The 270-nt window shown below is 65.6% G+C and carries 1 protein-coding gene; it reads right to left on the minus strand.

Annotated elements, in window-relative coordinates:
• Nucleotides 1–207, minus strand: a 207-nt coding sequence (locus OXS27_RS32520) for a hypothetical protein (protein WP_267361769.1), incomplete at its 3' end; no start/stop codon positions are given.
• Nucleotides 208–270: the final 63 nt, after the last annotated feature.

The following is a 270-nucleotide window of genomic DNA, read 5'->3' on the forward strand; positions in this document are numbered from 1 at the left end:
ATCACCGAGCAACCCAAGGGCGGCCCTGAACTCGGCCGCCGCGCATTTCATCGTGTATCGGAGCCCGGCATCGTCGCGCAGGACGGCGTGGTCGTTGGCCATGTTGGCGCGCATGGCGACCATCGCCATCAGCTCAGCGATGTGAGCCCGGAGCTTGTCCCGATCACCGTAGGCATAATCGGCGGGATTGAGGGGGGAGGCGCTCATGCGCGCCTCCAATGCTCGGGTGTCGCCAGTGCCAACTCGGCGATCACGTTGGCAACAGCGGGT

This window comes from Methylobacterium sp. GC_Met_3, assembly GCF_026540775.1.
GTDB lineage: Bacteria > Pseudomonadota > Alphaproteobacteria > Rhizobiales > Beijerinckiaceae > Methylobacterium.